The sequence below is a fragment of the Halomonas sp. PA16-9 genome (assembly GCF_009728585.1).
In the GTDB taxonomy this organism is placed as follows: domain Bacteria; phylum Pseudomonadota; class Gammaproteobacteria; order Pseudomonadales; family Halomonadaceae; genus Vreelandella; species Vreelandella titanicae.
The window spans coordinates 676,180-697,026 of record NZ_CP040452.1; the positions used below are offsets into that span (position 1 = coordinate 676,180).

The window sequence follows — 20,847 nt, forward strand, 5'->3', positions numbered from 1 at the left end:
TTTCGAAACTAATTCTTGACCAAAAAATAAATGGTGTATACGTTGTTTTATAGCATTCACGAACGCATTCAGAAACGAGTGATAGGCGAATAAAACAGCGAGGAAACCAGGATATGAAAAATAAACCCACCATAGCCGTTATTGGCGCGGGCCTTGGCGGCGCCGCTGCAGGCGCACTACTGCAGAAAGCGGGTTACCCCACCAAGGTGTACGAACAGGCACCAGCGTTTGCGCGCCTTGGGGCAGGCATTCACCTTGGCCCCAACGTGATGAAAGTGATGCGCCGCATTGGTATTGAAGAGAAGCTCAATGCCATGGGCTCACACCCCGATTACTGGTTCAGCCGCAACGGCATGACCGGTGAGTATCAGTCTCGCATCCCGCTAGGCGAGTTTGCTCGCGAAAACTATGGGGCGGCCTACATCACCGTACACCGTGGTGATCTGCACGAATTGATGGTCAGCACGCTCGACCAGGACAACCTCTATTTCGATAAGCGCCTGGTCGATGTCGACGACAGCGGCAACAAGGTCGTCATGACCTTCGCTGACGGTTCGACGGAAGAGGCCGACCTGGTAATCGGCGCAGACGGTGTCAATTCTCGGCTGCGCGAGAAGCTACTGGGCCCAGAGGCTCCGATCTATAGCGGCTGGGTCGCTCACCGGGCAATTATCTCTGCCGAAAAACTCAAGGCATACGACCTGGATTTCGAAGCCTGCGTGAAGTGGTGGTCGGAAGACCGGCACATGATGGTGTACTTCGTGACCGGCGACGAGAAGGAGTATTACTACGTGACCGGCGTGCCTGAACCCGATTGGAACCACGGCACTTCCTTCGTCGACAGCTCACGGGAAGAGATGCGCAAAGCATTCGAGGGTTACCACCCCACCGTACAAGCGCTGATTGACTGCACTGAAACCGTCACCAAATGGCCCTTGCTGGAGCGCAACCCGCTGCCACTGTGGCATGAAAATCGACTGGTGCTGCTGGGCGATGCCTGCCACCCGATGAAGCCTCATATGGCCCAGGGCGCTGCCATGGCCATCGAGGATGCCGCCATGCTGGTACGCTGCCTGGAGGAAGTAGGCGCCGAGCACTACCAGCAGGCATTCGAACTTTACCGCACCAACCGTTTTGAACGCGCCTCGCGGGTTCAGCAGGTTTCCCACGACAATACCTGGTTACGGGAAGACGAAGACCCGGCCTGGGTATTCGCCTATGACCCCTTTGAAGTACCGCTGAAGCAACCAACCAGTCAAGGGAGCCCAGCATGAGCAGCATCTATCTCTATGGCGCCAACGTGCACGCCAATGGTATTCGTCAGCACTACCTGCGCTTTGCCGACAGCGCCGAGACTTCGCGCCAACCGCTGGTACTGATACCGGGCATTACCAGCCCAGCCATCACCTGGCGTTTTGTGGCCGAGCGGCTCGGCCAGCATTTCGACACTTATGTGCTGGATGTTCGTGGACGCGGCTTGTCGTCTACCGGACCCGAGCTCGATTATGACACCGACACTTGCGCCGACGATGTGATCGCCTTTATTGATGCGCTGGGTCTGAGCAATGTCATTCTGGCGGGCCACTCCATGGGTGCGCGCTTTGCGCTACGCGCCATGAGTCGCGGCGCCAAGGGAATCGACAAACTGGTACTTATCGACCCACCGGTTTCAGGGCCAGGACGCCGTGAGTACCCCAGCAAGCTGCCCTGGTACGTGGATTCGATTCGCGACTGCACACGTGGTGCCGATATCGAGACCATGCGCCACTACTGCCCCACCTGGAGCGACGAGCAACTGCGATTACGCGCCGAGTGGTTACACACTTGCTTTGAGCCCGCCATCGTTCAAGCGTTTGAAGAGTTCCACAGCGTCGATATCCACCAGGATTTCCCCGCTATCAAAGTGCCCACGTTGCTGATGTGTGCAGGCAAGGGGGGGGTTATCCAGGATGAAGATCGCGCAGAAATACGCGCCCTTCTACCGACGGTTCGTATTTCTACCGCGGAACAAGCGGGTCACATGATTCCCTGGGATGACTTCGACGGTTTTTTTGCCGCGTTTGAAGACTTCCTGGGCAGCGAGCTCTAAGAGAGGCCAAATACCATGACCAGCAACTATATAAAGAACGAGATCAAAAGCTACCGTATCGGCCAGATCGTCCCCAGCTCCAATATCACCATGGAGACCGAAATACCCGCCATGCTTACGGCACGGCAGTTAATCCGCCCGGAGCGCTTTACCTTCCACTCCAGCCGCATGCGCATGAAGAACGTCAGCAAGGACGAGCTGGCCGCTATGGATGCGGAGTCGGATCGCTGCGCCCTGGAGCTCTCCGATGCCGCAGTGGATGTGATGGGGTATGCCTGCCTGGTTGCCATTATGGCGATGGGGCCCGGCTACCACCGAGAGTCGCAAAAGCGTCTGCGCAGCCGCACCGAAGAGAACGGCTGCGACACGCCGGTGGTCACCAGCGCCGGTGCCCTGGTTGATGCTCTGGGTGTGATGAAAGCCAAACGTGTGGTGGTGGTGGCCCCCTACATGAAGCCGCTGACCGAAATGGTGGTGGACTACATCCGTCAGGAAGGCATTGACGTGCTCGACTACCGGGCGCTTGAGATCCCCAATAACCTGGATGTCGCTCGCCACGACCCCGCCAATCTCCCCGAAATCGTCGCCAGTCTCGATTTAAGTAACGTGGACGCCATCGTCTTGTCAGCCTGTGTGCAAATGCCGTCACTGCCGGCCGTCGCCAAGGTCGAAGCCCTGACCGGCAAGCCGGTGGTTACCGCCGCGATTGCGACCACCTACGCCATGCTCAAGGCACTCGACCTGGAGCCCATCGTACCGGGCGCGGGCGCCCTCTTGTCAGGGGCTTACTAACGAGATCAGGTACTTATTGACGATATAGAGTGCTGATTAAGGAGACGACCATGTCACCACACACGACTGATAACAGCGATGGCGTTAGCGATAACACTGCCACGGACAACTACCGAGGCGTGTGGGATGGGCGCATCGGCTTTGGCAAAAGGCCCGCGCTGCTGGTGGTTGATTTTATGCAAGGCTACACCACACCAGGTTCGCCGCTATTTGCCCAGGGCGTGGTGGATGCGGTGGCCAATATGCCGCCGCTACTCAATACCGCACGGCGCACTGGCACGCCTGTTATCCACACCAACATCCTGTATCACGCCCCGGATCAAATCGATGGCGGCATTTGGGTCAAGAAGGCGCCGGTCATGCGGGCGATGGTGGCGGGCAACCCTTACGCCGAGTTCTGCTCCGAGGTGGCACCCCGTGAAGACGAGCTGGTAATGACCAAGCAGTATGCCAGCGCGTTCTTTGGCACCTCGCTCGCCTCCACGCTGGTCGCCATGGGTATCGATACGCTGATCATCACCGGCTGCTCCACCAGCGGCTGCATTCGCGCCACCGCCGTTGATGGAGTACAGCACGGCTTTCGGGTGATGGTCGTGCGTGACTGCGTGGGTGACCGTCACCCCGCGCCCCATGAAGCTAACCTGTTTGATATCGATAGCAAATATGGCGATGTGATTGGACTGGATGAAACACTGGGATACTTAATGAAGCGTTAGGAGTATCCGAAAACGCAGGTGAAGCGGACGTCTCTGTTGAGTCATCAGTCCGCGTTCATTTTTTCCAGCAGATGCATTAAGGCAACCCGCTCTGCCGGGTTGAGATTTTTCATGGTCTGATCGCTAATTTGCTTGGCACTGGGCACCATAGCCTCGACTAATGTCTCCCCGGCCTCAGTGATCACGACCATGACTTTGCGTTGATCATTGGGGTCGGTGGTTAGCGAGATCCACCCCCGCGCTTTAAGACGTTTAATGACGCCACGGATAGTGGCGGGATCAATCGCCGTGGCGTTGACGATATCGGTTAACGAGCTGGGGCCGCGCTCCATCACCGTGCATAGCGTTACAAATTGAATGGCCGTGAGCTGTTTATCGCTGCTGTAGCGCTGAAAAATAGCCGTATGCCGCTGGTAGGCTTTACGCAGTAGATGCCCTACTTGCTCAGAAAAATCATACCCTTGCTCTGAAGGCGTAGAGTGCTCGCCGGAAGACGAGTGTTTGAACGCACTATCCGTTGTCATTCCATATCCTTAATCTATTGGCGACGTCGTGTATCGAGTATGGCACTGGTTAACAAAATGATGCATCAACGTATGAAATACTCCTTGCGCTGGATCAATTCATCATGCTTTTATGGCGTACACGCTATAATTTTACCTTAGTTATCGCTCTTTCATCACCTAAAATTCATCCGCACTGATCATCGTAAACGCGAGCGTGGGAGGCAGACATGGCTGATAAATCAGACTATACAAGAGAGTCACTGCTGTATGGGTCTGATGTTCTGGTGATCTATCGCGACCCGGTTACGCCCCCCAAGCCCGCGCCCGGACAGCCAGGTACACACTCAAACTTCACCCCCCATGAGCCTGAGATATTCATTGCCGTACTGAGCGCTAGTCATATCGTGGCTTTCAACGGCCACGTAGACCTGGGCACGGGCATACGCACGGCGCTCGCTCAAATTGTTGCAGAAGAGCTCAGCGTCGCGTTCGACAGCGTCACCATGGTGCTGGGCAACTCCGTTGAAGCCCCCAACCAAGGCCCCACCATAGCCAGTGCATCGATTCAGATCACTGCCGAGCCTTTACGCCGAGCTGCGGCACAGGCGCGGGAGTACCTATTAACTGGCAGCAAGCACTTTGACACTGAGCACTCACTACTTAGCTGCCAGAACGGCGCTATTACGCCAAGTGATAATAACCGTTCATCCGTTAGCTTTGGGGAGTTGCTGCGGGGCACCCGTCATGCATTAAAGCTTGCCGATGAGGTGCCGCTTAAGCCGGTCAGCCATTATACCCTGGTCGGCCAATCGACCTCCCGCGTGGATATACCCGCCAAGGCCACTGGGCAATTGACCTTTATCCACGACCTACGTCTGCCCAACATGCTGCATGGGCGAGTGATTCGTCCGCCTTATGTAGGCCATGATAGCGGCGACTTTATTGGCAACAGTTTAATCGCGGTAGATGAAAGCTCTGTGGCGCATTTGCCAGGTGTGATAAGCGTCGTGGTGGTCGGTGACTTTGTTGGCGTGGTGGCCGAGCGTGAAGAGCAGGCTGCTGCCGCAGCCAAGCAGCTAAAGATCCAGTGGCGCCCAATCGAAGGCTTGCCTCAGTTGGACAACATAGAGCAAGCACTGCTCGACCTGCCCAGCAAGCAGCGCATACTCCTCGAAGAGGGTGATCTCGACAGCGCTCTGGCCGCCGCACAACATCCGCTCAATCGTCACTATGTGTGGCCTTTCCAACTGCATGGCTCCATCGGCCCTTCGTGCTCTGTCGCCGATGCCAACGAAGATGGCCTTCACGTATGGTCGGGCACCCAAAATCCACACAGCCTGCGCGCCGACCTCGCCCGCCTTACCGGTTTGGATGAAGGTGTTATCACCATTACCCGTATGGAAACATCAGGCTGCTATGGCCGCAACTGCGCCGACGACGTTGGCGCGGATGCAGTGCTGCTCTCTCAGGCGGTGGGTCGACCTGTTCGTGTACAACTAACCCGTGAGCAGGAGCACACCTGGGAGCCTAAAGGGGCTGCTCAGTATATGGCCATTCAGGGAGGCTTAAACGCAGATGGCAGCCCAGCAGGCTATCGCTTTAATACGCGCTACCCCTCTAACAGTGCGCCCACCCTGGCACTACTGCTGACCGGTGCTGCCCCACCTATTGATATCCCCTTTGAAATGGGGGATCGAACATCGGTGCCGCCCTACCGCTACCCTCATCGCCAAATAGTGTGCGACGACGTCCCGACCCTGGTGCGCGCCTCCTGGCTGCGTGGTGTCTCGGCGCTGCCCAGCACTTTCGCCCACGAAAGCTATATTGATGAACTCGCCTACTTGGCGGGTGAAGATCCTGTCGCCTATCGGTTGCGCTACTTAGCCGATAACCGCGCCTGCGAGCTTGTCGAAGCGTTAGCCGAACGTGCGAACTGGAAACCCTGCACCGCTAACACCAATCCGAGTAGCGATGGCGAGTGGCGCTACGGCCGAGGATTCGCTTACGCCCAGTACGTACATAGTAAATTTCCCGGCTTTGGTGCCGCGCTCGCCGCCTGGGTGATTGAGCTTAAAGTCAATGTGAAGAGTGGACGGGTTGTCGTCGAGAACCTATATGTAGGTCAGGATGCGGGCCTGATGGTGAACCCCGCCGGCGTTCGCCATCAGGTGCATGGTAATGTGATCCAGATGCTCAGCCGCACTTTAAAGGAGCGGGTAACCTTTGAGGATGGTTTACCAACCAGCAGAGAGTGGGGCGGCTACCCTATTCTGCGTTTCTCGGAGCTGCCTCCCATCGACGTCATGCTGCTTGATCGCCCTGAACTGCCCCCACTCGGTGTTGGGGAGTCCGCCTCACTGCCCGGCGCTCCCGCGATTGCCAACGCGCTTTTTGATGCCACGGGGGTACGCTTTACCCATCCCCTTTTACCCCTGACACCATTCGCGATGCACTGAAAGCCGCCCTTCGACTCCCCATGGAGGCGGCGATTTAATGCACCATCTTGATCTACAGGTTATCGAACGTGCGTTGAAATGGGCCAACCAGGGGCTGACCGTTTGGCTATGCACAGTTCTGAAAACTTTTGGCTCGGCCCCCCGGGAGCCGGGTGCCATGCTGGTCGCATGTTCGACAGGCGACTATCTGGGGTCACTGTCAGGTGGCTGTGTCGAAGAAGACTTTATCGCAAGGCTTCAAAAGGGTGAGTTTAACGAACCGGTTCAACGGGTGCGCTATGGCGGTGACGCTGGTTCAGCGAATATTCGTTTACCCTGCGGTGGTCGCCTTGAAGTGTTGGTTGAACGGCTAGCGCCCAACACCGAAAACCTCACTCACCTAGAAGTGATGCATGCCACGCTACTGGGTCGCCAACCGCTAACCCGCTGTATCACACTGGATGGCAGCGGCAAGCGCTTTAACCCATCGAATAACACCGAGCCCACCGTTACTTTCGATACAGATAGCGTCAATATTCGCATAGGCCCTGCGCTACGGCTGATTATCGCGGGGATCTCTTCAGTCTCTGCGCCCTGTGCGCTGTTTGCCCAAACGCTTGGTTTTGAAGTGATTGTCTGCGACCCCAGAGACGAGCCTAGGCAAAATTTTGCTGTCGCCGGAGTGGAAGTGCAGGCGGTACTGCCCTCCGTGTTTATTGCCTCTGGCGGTTGCCATGCCAATACCGCCGTTGTGGCCTTGACCCATGACCCGCGTATCGATGATTTAGCGATGATCGAAGCCGTCCGAACGGAAGCCTTTTACATTGGCGTTATGGGCTCTCAGCAGACATCACAGCAGCGTGCCGAACGACTGCTACGTTCTGGCGGCCTGACGGAAAGCCAAGTAGCAAGAATTGCCATGCCCATTGGGCTTAATCTGGGTAGCAAAACACCGGCTGAAATTGCGCTAGCCGTGATGGCCGATATTGCTCGCCTCTCTCGCGGAAAAGAACGCCATGCCTTGTAGCGATATCATAGTCATCGTGATGGCGGCAGGGCAATCAAGCCGCTTTGGCAGCGATAAAAGAGTCGCCAAGTTAGGCAATGGGGAAACGCTGCTTAGCTCCACTTTACGAACTATTCAGAAAACTTTTTCTAATAGCCGCGTTGTTATCAAACCCGAAGATAACGCCCAGTCACTCGGCCTTACACCAACGAATCACATTATTATTAGTCAGCGCAGTCATTTAGGCCTTGGTTACAGTATTAGCGATGCTTTTAGACAACTCTGCAGCGATGAAAGCATACATCATTATCGTGCTGCCGCAGTATGGTTAGCCGACCTCCCTTGGGTAAGTGAAGAGACATGCGGTGTATTAACAAAAATGGCCACCCCAGGGAGTATCGTACAGCCAATACACCAAGAAAACCCTGGGCACCCTGTTGTTTTTGGAAGAGAATTCTGGCACGAACTGGCACTTTTAGAAAATGACAGAGGTGCAAGTCCTGTCATCAAAAAGCATAGCGACTGTGTTATTTATGCCTCTCTCAACGACCCAGGCGTGTGCACTGACGTCGACTACCTCGATGATTTAACAAAATCACAAAAAAATACAAGAAGCGCGAAAATGCATACAAGACTACAACAAAAATCACAACAAAAATTACATTAAAATCTGAAACAGACTTTCAGTTTAACATTATTATATTAGTCGAAAAGATATTAAAAAAATCAAATATTTAAGCAAGTGCAGGATCGACCGTTAATGATTAGCGGTAGTAAGAATAACACCCAGGGAACCATTAAACAGTCAAAGCATGGCACTCATCAACATCCTCGTGCTTTGCTTCTGGCCAACATATCGAGGCAACAAATGAAAAAAATTTCTCGTCTTTCACTGACGCAGAAACTGCTGGTCGCTGTCGCTATACCTCTCTTAGTGGTAGCCGTCATTTTAGGCTTTGTCGTCAATCAACAGCTTAACCAGGCTATTCCAGCGTTAATCGATAATGCCGGTAAGCGGCAGGTAGAAGCACGGGCAGATGAAATCAGCCGCTGGATTACCGGGTACCGTAATTGGATCTCCGTACTTGCTCAGGATGAGCGTTTGGTGGAAGACGTGCCGCTTGCGTCTCACCGCGCTTGGCTCGAAAAGCGCTACCCACCAGGGGGCACCATCGAGTCACTGTTCTTTGCTGACGCATCCGGAGCAACCCTAACTCACGCAGGCGTCAACTTGGAGATAGCCGAACGTCCTTATTTCAAAGCCTTAGTGACTGACGGCACCCAGGATAGTCTGCTAAGCGATCCGGTTATCTCCATGGTGAGTGGCCTGCCAACGGCTATTGTCGCTGATACTGTATTCGATGAGCGTGGCAATCGAGCGGGACTGCTGGGCATGACCGTTTCCATGGCCGCCGTATCTGATATTACCTCCGATATTAATGTTGGCGATGGCAGCTACGGCTGGCTAATCGACAGCCAAGGGCAAGTCATTGCTCATCCGGTTGAAGAGTATCGCATGTCGCTCAATTACACCGATGCCGACCAGCAGGGCTACCAAGGCCTGGATGCATTGAGTCAGCAAATACTCAGCGGCACGGCAGGCTCCGGTGAAATAACCATGCCCAGCGGTGAGCAGACCGTGCTCATGTGGAGCCCGGTGGAAGGCACTTCCTGGGTGGTCGGGGTCACCGTACCCATCACCGCCTTTACGACCGTGACTAATAGCCTGCTGCAGTCGCTGCTGCTGGCGGGTGGACTGCTATTGGCATTGCTGTTGGTGGTGGTTGCCTATGCGGCGCGGCGCTCACTTGCCCCCATCAAGCATACCGCCAGTGCCATGGCTGATATTGCCAAAGGAAAAGGTGATTTAACGCGCCGTTTAGAAGCCAAAACCCAGGATGAAATTGGCGACCTCGCCCACGGCTTTAATGCCTTTGTCGAGCGTATGCAGTCTACCCTTCAGGAAGTGCGCCAAAACGCTCGCACGGTATTATCCGATGCCAGCGATATGGCGGATGGTACTCATGAGCTTTCATCGCGTACCGAACAAGCGGCGGCTAACCTCCAGGAAACGTCTGCCTCAATGGAGCAAATTCACTCCACGGTAGCGCATACTTCCCAGGCCTCCGAACAGGCGAATAGCCTCGCGCTAGAAGCCGCCAATGCCTCAGAACGTGGCACCGATTCGATGAATCAAATGGAAGCCAAGATGGCCGCGATTAGTGATTCGGCCAATAAAATAAGCGACATTATTGGCTTGATTGACTCGATTGCATTTCAAACCAATATATTGGCACTGAACGCATCGGTGGAGGCTGCCCGCGCTGGCGAGCAGGGCCGTGGTTTTGCTGTTGTAGCGAGCGAAGTCCGCACACTCGCCAGTCGCTCGGCATCTGCGGCACATGATATTCGTGCACTGATTGATATGTCCGTGAGTCATTCAAAAGAAGGCGGTGATATTGTCAAGGCGGCGGCTGATCGCATGAAGGAGATTCGCCACAGCGTTACTCAAGTGTCGGATGTGATCGCCGAGATTGCTGCCGGCGCCCGGGAACAAACCACTGGCATCCAACAGGTCAATACCGCAGTGGCAGAGATGGATATGATGACCCAGCAGAATGCTGCCATGGTCAGCCAGAGCGCCACGCTTGCCACCAATATGCGCGATAATGCGCAACGGCTGGATCAACTGATGAGCGAGTTTGTGCTCAGTGAAGGCGGCGCTGAGAACTCTGCGCTACCCTATACGGCAGCACATAAAGCGCGGACAGGCACTGCACTACCTCAAGCACCTAGCCGCCCTCCCCAGGCCACTCAGCAAAAGCATGAAGTGGCGGAATGGGAAGAGTTCTAATTTCTCATCATTAATAAGGCTAAAAGGCACCCGCTTTGACTGACCCCATAAACTTGGACAGTGAAAAACTAAGCAGCCAAGGCCTGATTTCGGTACTGCACCGGACTCAGGCCTTTTAATTTGGTCTTAATCCGCTCGTGATTGTAGTAATGGATATAGTGCCGAATGCCCGCCTGTAATTGCTCAATGGTGTCAAAGCGGTTCAGGTAAAAATATTCTGACTTCAGCGTACCAAAGAAGCTCTCCATTGCGGCATTATCCAGGCAATTGCCTTTACGTGACATGCTCTGAATCACGCCATGCTCGCTGAGCTTACGCCGGTAAGCTGACATCTGATATTGCCAGCCTTGATCAGAATGCAGTAAAGGCGCGTCTTGGTCGGCCAACTTAGCCAAGGCTTTCTTGAGCATCCCCCTACCAGCGAGTACTGCGGCTGTTTCTGCATTGAGTAGGACACGATTTCCCCGTTGTAGAGATCCATCACAGGCGACAAGTACAGCTTTTCGCCTCGGATATTAAACTCCGTGACGTCGGTTACCCACTTTTGGTTGGGTCGTTCAGCATGAAACTGGCGGGCAAGAAGATTGGGAACACTGGCCTGTTGTCCACGATAGGAGCGGTATTTCTTCGGGCGTACCAGCGACTTCAAGCCTAGATGCTGCATTAGGCGCTGGACTGTCTTATGGTTGACCTGCTCGCCCGACTGACGCAACGCTGCTGTGATTCGGCGATAACCGTAGCGGCCTTTGTGATGCTCGTAGAGGACGTGAATGCGTCGCTTCAGACCAGCATGCCGATCTTCCAACTGCTGAGCCCTTGCCTGATAATAGAACGTACTACGCGACAATTCTGCTACTTTTAGCAGCACCGCCAAAGGGTGGCCTTGCTTCAGCTCAAGGACTATCTGCGCTTTTTCTGCGCGGCTTGTTCTTTTGCCTGACGCAAGGCCCTCAACTTTTTTAGGTAGGCCACCTCAGCACGCAAGTACTCATTCTCTTGGAGCAGCTGCTCCAGCGAGCTCTTATCCGTCAGTGGAAGTGGGGGCTTTGGGGGCTCTGTTGTAGGCATCTTCGTCGGACGTCCTCGGGCTTTAGGCTCCAACGCTTGGAAGCCTCCTTCATGATACTGGCTTTCCCACTGCCGTACGACGCTCGTACCACCTCGAATATCGAACAGAGTCGTCGCTTGTAAGGCTGATAGCTCCTCTTGCCTCATCTGTTGCAACACCGCTAATTTGAACTCAGCGCTGTAGTGGGTGAACTTTTTCTGCAAGCCACTTAGACCATGCTGTTCAAAGTGTTTAACCCAACGCCTGACGGTTGTAGGGCCAAGACCGTACTGTCTGGCCAGACTCTTGTAACCCTGCTGTCCTTCTGCGTAGCGTTGCACTACTAGTAACTTGAACGCTTCATTATGTTTCGTCATGAAAAACACCCCAATCGTTGGATGAGCGTCCAACTTTTGGGGTGCAGTTCAGCTTGGGTGCCTTTTAGCTTAAAGTTCGTAAACTTTCGTGACCAATATGCAAAAGTATATAGAGAGTTTCACTGGCATAGCATTCATACCGCCGAACTTAGTTCACCTCCCTGTAAAATATCACGCTGCTCATGCCATAGCTCCTTAATGAAGCCCCTGCTCTGTTTCGCCCAAGAAACCTATGATCTGCTCTTCGCTGAAAAGCCTGTTCATTATGTTCAACCCCTTTGTGAGCATGATTGAACTCTTAAGTGTGGCGCCCATCAAGTTGGGGCTATTCAGTGCTTTTAAATTTCTAATATTAACAAGTCAGAAGGTGCATAGATATCCTGATAGTAGAACGGGCTACCATCGCCTAGTGATGTACAGGCTGTTACACAGAATGTCGCGTTATCAGGCCGCATTTCAAACAAAGCAGCATGACGGAGAGAGAGGTGGTTTATTGCAATGAGCGTATTTGCTTGATGAGAGCGTTGCCCCAAAAATGCTTCAAGGCAGATGCGAAGATTGACGCCTTCTAATTCACTCAATTCAATATCATCTATATTTATCAGTCTCTGCGGTAAGTACATTTCTGCACCAAGGTTGATGTTATCACCAGTGAGACGTCGACGAATGACAACGTAAGGCCCGGGGCCCAAGTGTTCGCTCCAGGGGCCACGTTCATTGGTGCGGAGTACCTCGACCTTGACCTGTGTCAGGCGTAGTGGACGATTTGTGGCGGCAACACGGAAGCGGAAATGCCAAATATTAGGGCCTAGCGGTTCTGCATCCGCTATGCGAGTGCCGTCTCCGCGTCGACGCACGATTAACCCCAGATCCTGCAACTGACCCAGTGCGCTTTGCACTGTGCCGAGTGAAAGCTCAAGGCTTCTCGCCAGCTCGCTTTCTGATGGTAACCGTTCTCCAGGCTTGACCTTTCCTTCCCGTATAGCTGCCATCAAAGCTAGCCGCAGTGCAGTACGCTTGGTTTCTTGTGGATTGCGGTGACGCTCTTCTTTTAGTTTCTGTATTAATAAAGAGCACAGGGCAGCATCCTGATTTTTTTTAGTCATGCCGATTTGTTACTCTCCTTTTGGCTTCGCCATATTGCACGTGAAAGAACGGCGATTGTAAGTAGCAAGAATACTAGTGCTAATGGGCTCGCCAGAATTGAGATCCCTTCTACTTGATGAAGCAAGAGAGCTTGGCGTAAAGAAGTTTCAAACATTCCTCCTAATAGAAAACCGATGACAGTGCACACAATTGAAATTCGCGCACGAGTAAAAAGAATACCTAGACCCGCAAAAGCTAACATTACACCGACGTCCCAAAGCGATTGGGTCGGAAGGTAAATACCAAAGATACAAAACATGAGCACTGGCGGCAAAATCAGGCGACGTGGATAACGAGCAAACTGCACCCATAGTGATAAACCCGCCCGGCCAATTATAAGGTGGAAAATATTCGCCAAAATCATGGAGGCGAAGAGTCCATAAATAAGCTCCCCATGCATGCTCAGCATGAAAGGCCCCGGTACAACACCATGCATAACTAGGGCGCCAACAAGTAATGCTGCCGCGATATTGCCAGGAATGCCAAGTGCGATTGTTGGAATCAGGTTAGAACCAACCACAGCGCTATTGGCGCTTTCTGTAGCAATGATACCCTCGGGCTCTCCTTTACCAAAGTTATCGCCGTTTTTGGAAGCACGTTTAGCGGCTGAGTAAGATAGAAAAGAGGCTAAGGTTACGCCTAGCCCTGGTAGCATCCCAACAAGAGAGCCAGTCAATGCCCCTCGGATTAGCGTGCGCCAGTAAGAGAAAAATTCACGTGCAGAAACAGATCGGCCTGCTTTCGTATCAGCTTGATTCGAGGCGAAGTCATCTTTTTCACGCCGTGTGATGAGATCAGAAAGCTGAATAACCACAGATGAGAGTGCAAGCGCGCCGATTGCCAAAGCTGACAGTGAGAGGCCATCTTCTAATTTAAGTTGACCAAATGTGAAGCGAGAAGTGGAGGCAACGGGGTCAAGGCCTATCGTTGAGAGTAGAATACCAAAGAAGATACCTATTCCACTTTTTAAGGGTGAATCTCCTGCAATTCCAGCAATTAATGCAAATGAGAATAACAATACAGCTGTATATTCTACTGGCCCAAACTGCAATGCGAAGGCGGCAAAAGGCACAACAAGGACGATGAGTAGTAAATCAGAAATCGTATCGCCGGTAACCGATGAAAAAAGCGAGAATTTCATTGCACGAAAAGCTTCTCCGCGCTTAGCCATAGGGTAGCCATCCCAGGCCGTTGCTGCTGCCTCGGGTGAGCCGGGAGAATTTAACAGAATAGCCGGAATGGCCCCACCGGATGTCCCTCCTTTATTGACTCCTACTAGGAAAGCAATGGCAGCTAACGGGGACATGTAAAAGGTTATCGGTATCAGTACCGCCATGGCGGTTACGCTGCCGAGTCCAGGCAAAACACCAATCACAATGCCTAAGGCAATTCCTAAAGCGATGAACAGTAAATTCATCGGCTCTAACGCTGCTGCGAATGCCTGTAAGATAATATCTAACATGGATGACCTCAGGGCAGTTGAATATAAAAGGCATGCCATGCGAGTTGCTGAAGGGCCAGCGGCAGTAATATTGAGCCTAGTGCGCATCGGATTAAATAGCGGCGCTGGCCAGCTAATACGATGCCCGTAAAACATGATACGGCGGCGGTGACGACGAATCCTACATACATGAGTAACAACATTGTGGCAATGGCCCACGCAAGCCAAGCGAGAGTTTCTAGCAATATACGGGAGCCGTTATGAGGAATTCGTCGGAGCGCCCAGTGGCGATTCTTAAACATTAGCATCGCGCCAAATAGCCCAATGAAAATGCAAGCCAGTTTAGGAAAAAAACCAGGAGAAAGCTGGCTGTGATACGTGGTCGTTTCCACACCGACTGGAATCAGCAAGAAAATAACAAACAGCGCGAAGCTGACGGTAATTGCACCTATTAAAAAATCGAAACGATCAGAAGCATCTTGTGTACAAGGTTTCTGATCTATCATGGCGCAGTCTCCTCATAAATGGCTGCCAAATCTTCATTAATGGCCATTAGTTCTGCCGTTAATTGGCTTCCAGTTAGATCCGCTAAAGGAAAACCGAGCGTGTTCATCATTAAGTCATTGAAGGCTTCGGAATGAGCGGCGGTAATAGCAGCCTCTGTTAACTTGGCGCGCAATTCTTCTGACAATCCGGCTGGAGCCCATATAGTCGCGCCTCCAGGCATGGAAACACCATATCTTTCTTGCATGGTTGGCACTTCGGGCATCGTTTCCTGAGGGGCTGCTGTCATGGAGAGAACAACATTCATTTGATCTAAGTAACGGTTATGGGCCCCGCCAGACCATGCAAAATTCACCTTATTCCCTAACAAAAAGGGAACCATTTCACCGCCGCCTTTAGTTGGCACTGCTACCCAAACAACCTGTTCACGCATGGCAATGTAATCAACAAAGGCGCGCGAGATTGAGTTCTGATCAGCATAACTCATGCTTTGTGCAGCAGAGAGTGCAAGCAAGTCTTCGAACGTTTCAATGCCTGAGCTCTTAGACGTAACGATTGCCTGGGGAAGGTCTGTAACCCTAATTATGGGGTCAAAACTACTCAGCGAATAGTTCACGTTTTCAGCAATAGGGGGCCACAGGACGGTAGACTCTGGCGCAAATAATAATGTATAGCCATCCGCTATAGCACGAGATGCAGCGGTCGTGCCGATCTTTCCGCCTGCGCCAGGCTGGGTCCTGACAAGCACATTTATATTCAATTCATTACCCAGTTCTTCGGCAAAAACACGCGCCATGGTCTCCATAGATCCCCCTGCCTGATAGGGAACAATGAGCGTGATCGGTTTTTCTGGATAGTCGGCCAGAGCAGCAAAGGGCAGAGACATCATAGTGAGAATGAAAATTGTTTGAACAAGCTTACGCATCTCAGTACTCCTGTTTATAGTGTTATTACTATGAAGTTTTGTGCGAATTTTAACCAACTTCATAGCCGGTGAAGCATAAATTGACGCCGAATGGGCATTTTTTTGCTACGCGGAGTTGGCGTGAGTGTGCTGACTTATTGTTATTACTTCACAGTAAAGAGGGCTTTGCGGGCATATGTCAACAAAAATTTGCTATTCTGACTTTTTTATCCCTATATTACTATGTAGTTTTAATTGAACTCAAAACAACTCATCAAAGGTTCCCCATGCTAGGAAGACTCGATATAGACCCTGAAATGATAGGTGAATCTAAGCTCCTAACGACACCGGGCACTGATCCTGCCTTGTTTGGCACCGCGGTGATGAGTGGGCCTGAACATGTTGAAGTGCGTAGCTACCAAACTTTTCGTATTCAATACACGACTGGCAAGCTGGGCCTGGACGATACAGGCGCGATACGCTTGGCCCTTAGGTTAATCTCAGACGCTGGGTCACTACAGACGACCGACCCAACCGCTCCAAATTACGTTACGGCGCGCTCATCCGGTGATGGACAGCTGTTTCTAAAATATGACCGTAACGGGGGACAGCGTCCATGGAATGAAACCCTTACGATTTACCAGCGAGGCGGCTACCTCAAACCTGGTGAGACGATTGAGATTGTGCTGGGCGACACGACTGAAGGTTCTCCTGGCCTCTTAATGTCGACCTTCTATGAAGGCGCAAGGGTTATCCGCGTAATGGCAGACGTGCAGGCTACGGGCAATTTTATTCCATTGCCTGATACTCATTTGGCGTTCACGGTTGGAGCAGGGCCAGCGCATCGGTATTTAGCAATTTTGCCGACGCGCCGACGCTTAAACGACGTCTTCTGCCTTGGATTAAAAGCCGAGGATCTTTGGGGCAACCCGACATCAAAAGGCAGTACACGCTTTGCTATTGAAAGCTCGTTACCCGTCGAAGGCCTTCCGAGTGTCATTGATTTCGCTTCAGCCAGTGGAGCGATGCGCATTGAACCTCTGCGAGTAGCCGCAGAAGAGGGGATATTGAGGATTTGGCTTACTGCTGAAGACGGAACCGTTGTAGAAGCTGGGCCGATGCAGGTTCTTACTGATGGACCAGCACATTTCTGGGGGATCTACACGGGCAGACCGGCGAGACCGTCGGCACCAACTCCATAGAGCACTATTTTGATTTCGCTCGAAACAAGTCGTTTCTGGACGTGACAGCCCACCAGGCTAATGATTTCCAAATTAAACCGGCTTTCTGGAAAAAGCTCAATCATTTGACAGAAACATTGAATGAACCCGGTGTTTTTACTGTGTTACCAGGTTACGAGTGGTCTGGCAATACAGCAGTGGGTGGCGATCATAACGTCTTTTTTAGAAAGGAAGGGGCGAGAATATATCGCTGTTCTCACGCATTGGTTGCGGAGCATGATGACCTTGACACTGATGCACATACACTGACTGACCTTTATAACAGGCTTCATGACGAGCCAGTGGACTCCGTCATGTATGCCCATGTTGGAGGCCGCTATGCCAATATTCATTTCGATCACGATCCCCGGTTAGAAGCAGCGGTGGAGGTACACTCTGCGTGGGGTAGTTTCGAATGGATATTAACCGATGGCTTCCCTATGCGTCGTCGAGTTGGGGTCGTTGCGAATTCTGATGGACATAAAGGTCGCCCCGGTGCCTCTTATCCAGGCGCTTCATTTTTCGGTGCCTATGGCGGCTTGACTTGCTTTCTGATGAAAGAAAATACACGTGATGCTGTCTTTGAAGCGATTCGCCGTCGCCATACCTACGGCACCTCGGGCCCGCGTGTAGCCATAGACATTAAGGCAGAGCTGACCGCTGGTGGAACACTGTTTCACCGCAACCCTATCGCTGAGCCTGATTGTGCAACCGAAAAAGTCTTTGTCTGCACTATGGGTGATATTGTGCAAATAACGGACAAAAAGGTGAAAGTTTCAGTATCAGTGGACGCCCCCGTCGGTATTGAAAGCATTGAATTGCGTCGAGGCACAAGCACGGTTGCCCTATGGCGTGGTTACGAAGACAAAAACCTTGGTAATCGTTTGCGTCTCATGTGGTCAGGCGCAGAATATCGTGGCCGTGGCCGTAATACTCGCTGGCAGGGGCGAATATTAATCAATGGTGGTTGTATAGAAAGGTTTTCACCAGTCAATCGCTTAAACCCTGAGCAAACCTTAGAACAAGTCGGGTCAAAAAGTGTGATTTTCAATACGATTACCACTGGCAATCGGATGGGATGTGATATTTGGCTTGAAGAAGAGAGCTCTGAAGTTGAGGTGACAACCAATCATGGTGCGCTTTCACTTACACTTAAAGAGATGGATGGCAAACCGGTAATAATGAGTGCAGGAGGGCTTGAGCGGAAATTAATAGCCCAGCGGCTACCTGCAGGCGGATTAGCTACTTCAGCGCACTTTCAAAAAGAAATAGAGATCGAAGAAGACGGTGATACCCCAGTTTGGCTTTGCGTTAACTTGGAGGACGGTAACCAGGCTTGGACTTCCCCTATATATTTGTTCCAAAAATAATTGCCATGGCTGCGTCGAAACCAGGCGCGGCTTATGCATTTATGTCAGCATCTCCCCCTCTGTAGGCGGCTATCCTGAGGGATGGTAGGAGAAGTTGTATCAGCGGGCTTAGCTAAAAAGTGGCAACCAAGGTCAGCATAATAGGGTTTTACAAAGGCATGCCACGTGAGATGGAAGCGAATAGAATCCGGCCCGTTATCGGTAAGGCTAAGATCGCGTAACGATACTCGCCAGGAATAGGCGTGTCGCTGGCTGGCCAGCAGTAACTGCTCACCGTCGTACATAACCGCCGACACTTCTGCGTTGGCGAGCTTTCCCTGATCATCATGAACACCAAGAGAAGACAGCGCCAATCAATGCTGGAAAACTCCATGATTCTCACCATCATGAATTAGCTATTTTTTGCTCAACTTAACTGTGCTCATACTCGTTTGAATGTACATCGTAATACCTGGGGGCCGACATGCCTGGAACGTATTGTTCAGAAATAAAATTGCTGCATCGTTGAGCAAAAGCCTCTACCACCCTCGGAAGCTGAGCTCCTTTCAAAGTTGCACATCCTATATACAATGGTCGGTGCTGCCCAGAGAGCTTCAGACGAATAACTCGTTTTCCATCTTGAGAGAAATTGGCTTTGGGACGTACATTGGCTATAGAGTAACCTAACCCATTTGCCACCATAGATCTTACGACTTCCAATTGATTTGAACATAGCCTTATGTGCGGGGCTTCCCCAGCACTTGAAAATAGACTAAGAAAATATTCTCGGCTATAGGGTAAATCAAGGAAAATCATCGGAAAATCTCGAAGATCCGATATACTTATCGCCGAAAACTCGGTCAGCGGATGATGATGCCCTACAATAATATGAGGTGGTAAACCTACCAAGGGAGTGAATTCCACATCTTCAAAAATATGAAGGTCATAAGTAATGGCAATATCAATCTTGGATCGTCGCAACCCTTCAATTAACTCATCGTGATCCCCTTCTATTAAGGTAACTCGCACACCAGGAAACGCCTTTGCAAAACCATATACCACTTCAGGTGCAATCATAGGCGCTAACGAGTTGAAGCACCCTACCCGCAATGGCCCTCTGACTGCATTTATCGAGTCTGACGCCAATGTATACAAATTTTTTGTCTGCTCAACGATCAGCTTAGCTTCCTGTAACACGATGCCGCCGATAGGAGTTAAAGAGACACCCTGGGCATGGTGGCGTATAAAAAGCTGCACACCCAGTTCTGCTTCTATGTGCGTTATAGCTGCAGAGATAGAGGGTGAAGATACGTGAATTTTCTCAGAAGCTTTAATTATGCTGCTTTCTTCACCGCAGGCTATAAAATATTCAAGTTGGCGATGTGTAATTCTGCTAAGCATAATATTCTCACTTCAATCAAAACCGTCTATGGTTATAACTTACCAGCATCGATAAAAAACAATCACTCCAAATGGGAGTCAAACAACAACTTTATCCATAAAATCACCATTCATTTTCGCCAACAACATTAACCTCTATAGTTGAGTGGACGATATTAATTTGGGAGGGAATCAGGCTTCGATACTCATCCGGCGTAAGAGGATTCTTTGAGATAATAGATATAGCTAGGCTAAGATTTCCTGCTCCTAGCTCCCATATATGAAGATCTACAACTCTATCTGACGATCTTTCTTGAATTACCTGCCGCACACTTTCAAGTAAAGCTATACTTGGTCGCTTATCTAACAAGTTAGCAGAGGTTGTACGCAGCAATTTCCACGACCAACGCGCAATTAAAAAAGCGCCTACAATACCTACTAACGGATCAACCCATAGCAAACCAGTATGCTTCGCCACTAACAAAGATATAATAGCCAACAAAGAGGTGAGTGCATCGGCTAGAACATGAAGATATGCGGAACTTAGTGCATGGGATTGCCTAGATGGAGCTACTTGATCATCGTTATGTGAATGTGAATGATGATCATGGTTTTTGCCCAAGATGATGGCGCACACTATGTTAACCACAAGGCCAATTACCGACACAAGAATCGCCATATTAAAATCAATGGCTCGTGGCTGCAGCATTCGCGACCCACTTTCTACCAGAATGACGCTAGCAAAACCCCCTAATAAAATAGCACCTGCAAACCCCGCCAATGCATCAACCTTGCCCGTGCCAAAAGTAAACGAGGGATCATTGGCATGTTTTCTGGCATAGGCATATGCAAAAGCACTAATACCTAATGCAATAGCATGTGATCCCATATGGAGACCATCAGCAAGCAGCGCCATGGAGCCGAAGAAATATCCTGCTACCACTTCCAAAGCCATTACCAATATCGTGATGAGTGTCACAAAGAGGATACGTTTCTCATTCGTGTTTTTTTGATCAAGCCCGAATGAGTGATGATGTTGATAAGCTTCCAAGACACCAGAATGATGATTCATGACAAAGC

At 51.4% G+C, this 20,847-nt stretch carries 17 protein-coding genes and 1 pseudogene; 10 read left to right on the top strand and 8 right to left on the bottom strand.

Annotated features, from left to right (window positions below; genetic code table 11):
* Positions 1 to 113 precede the first annotated feature (113 nt).
* From FDY98_RS19500 to FDY98_RS19515, 4 genes are read left to right on the top strand one after another with little or no spacing between them, the layout of a single operon-like run.
* Positions 114 to 1,274: an FAD-dependent monooxygenase gene (locus tag FDY98_RS19500; protein WP_027957172.1), complete on the top strand. Its 1,161-nt coding sequence runs from the start codon at positions 114 to 116 to the stop codon at positions 1,272 to 1,274.
* A complete protein-coding gene (locus FDY98_RS19505) occupies positions 1,271 to 2,089 on the top strand; it encodes an alpha/beta fold hydrolase (protein WP_027957173.1) in 819 nt (272 codons plus the stop codon). The genes FDY98_RS19500 and FDY98_RS19505 overlap by 4 nt, the downstream gene beginning before the upstream one ends.
* 15 nt (positions 2,090 to 2,104) lie before the next feature.
* Complete coding sequence (locus tag FDY98_RS19510; RefSeq protein WP_009286021.1) at positions 2,105 to 2,881, top strand: maleate cis-trans isomerase family protein; 777 nt, start codon at positions 2,105 to 2,107, stop codon at positions 2,879 to 2,881.
* Positions 2,882 to 2,931: 50 nt separating this feature from the next.
* Entirely contained in the window at positions 2,932 to 3,597 is a 666-nt protein-coding gene (locus FDY98_RS19515) for an N-carbamoylsarcosine amidohydrolase (RefSeq protein WP_027957174.1), read from the top strand.
* A gap of 44 nt (positions 3,598 to 3,641) precedes the next feature.
* On the opposite strand, the gene FDY98_RS19520 is transcribed toward FDY98_RS19515, so the two are convergent.
* Positions 3,642 to 4,121, bottom strand: a complete 480-nt coding sequence (locus FDY98_RS19520; RefSeq protein WP_022521534.1) for a MarR family winged helix-turn-helix transcriptional regulator — start codon at positions 4,119 to 4,121, stop codon at positions 3,642 to 3,644.
* 209 nt (positions 4,122 to 4,330) lie between these two features.
* Here FDY98_RS19520 and FDY98_RS19525 point away from each other — a divergent pair, with 209 nt between their 5' ends.
* The 4 genes from FDY98_RS19525 (at position 4,331) to htc1 (ending at position 10,398) form a co-directional block, all read left to right on the top strand.
* A complete protein-coding gene (locus tag FDY98_RS19525) occupies positions 4,331 to 6,559 on the top strand; it encodes a xanthine dehydrogenase family protein molybdopterin-binding subunit (RefSeq protein ID WP_155706103.1) in 2,229 nt (742 codons plus the stop codon).
* Positions 6,560 to 6,596: 37 nt separating this feature from the next.
* Positions 6,597 to 7,565, top strand: coding sequence for an XdhC family protein (locus FDY98_RS19530; protein ID WP_027957176.1), 969 nt, complete (start codon positions 6,597 to 6,599; stop codon positions 7,563 to 7,565).
* Complete coding sequence (locus FDY98_RS19535; protein ID WP_051430579.1) at positions 7,555 to 8,211, top strand: nucleotidyltransferase family protein; 657 nt, start codon at positions 7,555 to 7,557, stop codon at positions 8,209 to 8,211. Before FDY98_RS19530 ends, FDY98_RS19535 begins: the two co-directional genes overlap by 11 nt.
* Before the next feature lie 201 nt (positions 8,212 to 8,412).
* Entirely contained in the window at positions 8,413 to 10,398 is a 1,986-nt protein-coding gene (gene htc1, locus FDY98_RS19540) for a methyl-accepting chemotaxis protein Htc1 (protein WP_035538718.1), read from the top strand.
* Between the two features lie 68 nt (positions 10,399 to 10,466).
* Here htc1 and FDY98_RS19545 read toward each other — a convergent pair.
* From FDY98_RS19545 to FDY98_RS19565, 5 genes and pseudogenes are all read right to left on the bottom strand, one after another.
* Positions 10,467 to 11,823: pseudogene (locus FDY98_RS19545) on the bottom strand (IS3 family transposase).
* 338 nt (positions 11,824 to 12,161) lie between these two features.
* Positions 12,162 to 12,929, bottom strand: a complete 768-nt coding sequence (locus FDY98_RS19550; RefSeq protein ID WP_009286024.1) for a GntR family transcriptional regulator — start codon at positions 12,927 to 12,929, stop codon at positions 12,162 to 12,164.
* On the bottom strand, positions 12,926 to 14,431 hold the full coding sequence (locus FDY98_RS19555) for a tripartite tricarboxylate transporter permease (RefSeq protein WP_035537878.1): 1,506 nt from the start codon (positions 14,429 to 14,431) through the stop codon (positions 12,926 to 12,928). Before FDY98_RS19555 ends, FDY98_RS19550 begins: the two co-directional genes overlap by 4 nt.
* 8 nt (positions 14,432 to 14,439) lie before the next feature.
* Positions 14,440 to 14,916 carry a tripartite tricarboxylate transporter TctB family protein gene (locus FDY98_RS19560; RefSeq protein WP_027958273.1) on the bottom strand — a complete coding sequence of 159 codons (477 nt, stop codon included), beginning with the start codon at positions 14,914 to 14,916 and terminating at the stop codon, positions 14,440 to 14,442.
* A complete protein-coding gene (locus tag FDY98_RS19565) occupies positions 14,913 to 15,839 on the bottom strand; it encodes a tripartite tricarboxylate transporter substrate binding protein (RefSeq protein WP_027958274.1) in 927 nt (308 codons plus the stop codon). The genes FDY98_RS19560 and FDY98_RS19565 overlap by 4 nt, the downstream gene beginning before the upstream one ends.
* A gap of 137 nt (positions 15,840 to 15,976) precedes the next feature.
* Here FDY98_RS19565 and FDY98_RS19570 point away from each other — a divergent pair, with 137 nt between their 5' ends.
* The gene (locus tag FDY98_RS19570) at positions 15,977 to 17,020 is read left to right on the top strand and encodes a hypothetical protein (RefSeq protein ID WP_155706104.1); all 1,044 of its coding nucleotides are present in this window, start codon (positions 15,977 to 15,979) and stop codon (positions 17,018 to 17,020) included.
* A 41-nt stretch (positions 17,021 to 17,061) separates the two neighbouring features.
* A complete protein-coding gene (locus tag FDY98_RS19575; RefSeq protein ID WP_155706105.1) occupies positions 17,062 to 18,408 on the top strand; it encodes a DUF3604 domain-containing protein in 1,347 nt (448 codons plus the stop codon).
* A gap of 411 nt (positions 18,409 to 18,819) precedes the next feature.
* Here the strand turns inward: FDY98_RS19575 and FDY98_RS19580 are convergent, their stop codons facing one another.
* Together FDY98_RS19580 and dmeF are read right to left on the bottom strand one after the other, a co-directional pair.
* Positions 18,820 to 19,788 carry a LysR family transcriptional regulator gene (locus FDY98_RS19580; protein ID WP_027958275.1) on the bottom strand — a complete coding sequence of 323 codons (969 nt, stop codon included), beginning with the start codon at positions 19,786 to 19,788 and terminating at the stop codon, positions 18,820 to 18,822.
* Between the two features lie 103 nt (positions 19,789 to 19,891).
* Complete coding sequence (gene dmeF / locus FDY98_RS19585) at positions 19,892 to 20,839, bottom strand: CDF family Co(II)/Ni(II) efflux transporter DmeF (protein WP_027958276.1); 948 nt, start codon at positions 20,837 to 20,839, stop codon at positions 19,892 to 19,894.
* Between the last annotated feature and the right edge of the window lie 8 nt (positions 20,840 to 20,847).

Excerpts from the sequence above, each read along its gene's own strand:
- FDY98_RS19500 (WP_027957172.1), top strand. The coding sequence starts at position 114 with ATGAAAAATAAACCCACCATAGCCGTTATTGGCGCGGGCCTTGGCGGC.
- FDY98_RS19505 (WP_027957173.1), top strand. The coding sequence starts at position 1,271 with ATGAGCAGCATCTATCTCTATGGCGCCAACGTGCACGCCAATGGTATT.
- FDY98_RS19510 (WP_009286021.1), top strand. The coding sequence starts at position 2,105 with ATGACCAGCAACTATATAAAGAACGAGATCAAAAGCTACCGTATCGGC.
- FDY98_RS19515 (WP_027957174.1), top strand. The coding sequence starts at position 2,932 with ATGTCACCACACACGACTGATAACAGCGATGGCGTTAGCGATAACACT.
- FDY98_RS19520 (WP_022521534.1), bottom strand. The coding sequence starts at position 4,121 with ATGACAACGGATAGTGCGTTCAAACACTCGTCTTCCGGCGAGCACTCT.
- FDY98_RS19525 (WP_155706103.1), top strand. The coding sequence starts at position 4,331 with ATGGCTGATAAATCAGACTATACAAGAGAGTCACTGCTGTATGGGTCT.
- FDY98_RS19530 (WP_027957176.1), top strand. The coding sequence starts at position 6,597 with ATGCACCATCTTGATCTACAGGTTATCGAACGTGCGTTGAAATGGGCC.
- FDY98_RS19535 (WP_051430579.1), top strand. The coding sequence starts at position 7,555 with ATGCCTTGTAGCGATATCATAGTCATCGTGATGGCGGCAGGGCAATCA.
- htc1 (WP_035538718.1), top strand. The coding sequence starts at position 8,413 with ATGAAAAAAATTTCTCGTCTTTCACTGACGCAGAAACTGCTGGTCGCT.
- FDY98_RS19550 (WP_009286024.1), bottom strand. The coding sequence starts at position 12,929 with ATGACTAAAAAAAATCAGGATGCTGCCCTGTGCTCTTTATTAATACAG.
- FDY98_RS19555 (WP_035537878.1), bottom strand. The coding sequence starts at position 14,431 with ATGTTAGATATTATCTTACAGGCATTCGCAGCAGCGTTAGAGCCGATG.
- FDY98_RS19560 (WP_027958273.1), bottom strand. The coding sequence starts at position 14,916 with ATGATAGATCAGAAACCTTGTACACAAGATGCTTCTGATCGTTTCGAT.
- FDY98_RS19565 (WP_027958274.1), bottom strand. The coding sequence starts at position 15,839 with ATGCGTAAGCTTGTTCAAACAATTTTCATTCTCACTATGATGTCTCTG.
- FDY98_RS19580 (WP_027958275.1), bottom strand. The coding sequence starts at position 19,788 with ATGCTTAGCAGAATTACACATCGCCAACTTGAATATTTTATAGCCTGC.
- dmeF (WP_027958276.1), bottom strand. The coding sequence starts at position 20,839 with ATGAATCATCATTCTGGTGTCTTGGAAGCTTATCAACATCATCACTCA.